Annotated in this window: 1 rRNA gene; it reads right to left on the reverse strand. The window is 51.4% G+C overall.

Annotated features, from left to right (window positions below):
• A 23S ribosomal RNA gene (locus tag BUC26_RS24010) occupies window positions 1–1,318 on the reverse strand; the annotation flags it as partial.
• Window positions 1,319–1,367 lie beyond the last annotated feature (49 nt).

Raw genomic sequence — 1,367 nt, forward strand, 5'->3', positions numbered from 1 at the left:
GCCTACGATTTTTAACTTATCTGCATGATAAGCTGTAGGCGGGCAGGGGATAACAATCTATCCGCTCGCGAACTTCTTTCCCTGTTTGCTAATACGCTTAAATCAGCTTTCTGGATCCGTAGCTTCGGTACTATGCTTAGCCCCGTTGAATTTTCGGCGCAGATCCATTAGACCAGTGAGCTATTACGCTTTCTTTAAAGGGTTGCTGCTTCTAAGCCAACCTCCTGGTTGTCTGGACAGTTCCACCTCCTTTCCCACTGAGCATAGATTTAGGGACCTTAGCTGACGGTCTGGGCTGTTTCCCTCTCGACTACGGAACTTATCTCCCGCAGTCTGACTCCCACACTAAAGCTCGACGGCATTCGGAGTTTGATAAGGGTTGGTAATCCGGTGGGACCCCTAGCCTTGTCAGTGCTCTACCTCCGTCGGTCATCATGTGAGGCTATACCTAAATATATTTCGGAGAAAACCAGCTATTACCGAGTTTGATTAGCCTTTCACTCCTAGCCACACCTCATCCAAGCAGTTTTCAACCTACACTGGTTCGGGCCTCCATCTCGTGTTACCGAGACTTCACCCTGGACATGGCTAGATCACCCGGTTTCGGGTCTACCGCATGCAACTGATCGCCCTCTTAAGACTCGCTTTCGCTCCGGCTCCACCTCGCGGCTTAACCTCGCTGCATACGGTAACTCGTTGACTCATTATGCAAAAGGCACGCGGTTGCACTGTCTTGCGACATAGTGCTTCCACTGCTTGTAAACTAACGGTTTCAGTTTCTATTTCACTCCCCTCCCGGGGTTCTTTTCACCTTTCCCTCACGGTACTCGTTCACTATCGGTCATCGGGTAGTATTTAGCCTTGGAAGATGGTCCTCCCAGATTCCCACAGGGTTTCACGTGTCCCGTGGTACTCAGGAACTCCCTAGGGTGCAGCACCATTTCGCGTACCGGACTATCACCGTCTACGGTCGGCCTTTCCATGCCGTTCCACTATCGTGCATGCATCCCACGTTGGGGTCCTACAACCCCAGGCCGAAGCCTGGTTTGGGCTAATCCGCGTTCGCTCGCCGCTACTGACGGAATCTCAATTGATTTCTACTCCTGCAGGTACTTAGATGTTTCAGTTCCCTGCGTTCGCCTCTGTTTCCTATGTATTGAGAAACAGATGACAGGATATGACTCCTGCCGGGTTGCCCCATTCGGAAACCTCCGGATCAAAGCGTGTTAACCGCTCCCCGAAGCTTATCGCAGCTTACCGCGTCCTTCTTCGCCTCCCGATGCCAAGGCATCCACCGTTAGCTCTTTGTAGCTTATCCATAAAGCCTGATTAAACTTTGCTACAACTCAGCTACTGTAACCCCCGGG

It is taken from the genome of Desulfofustis glycolicus DSM 9705 (genome assembly GCF_900130015.1).
GTDB classification, from domain to species: domain Bacteria; phylum Desulfobacterota; class Desulfobulbia; order Desulfobulbales; family Desulfocapsaceae; genus Desulfofustis; species Desulfofustis glycolicus.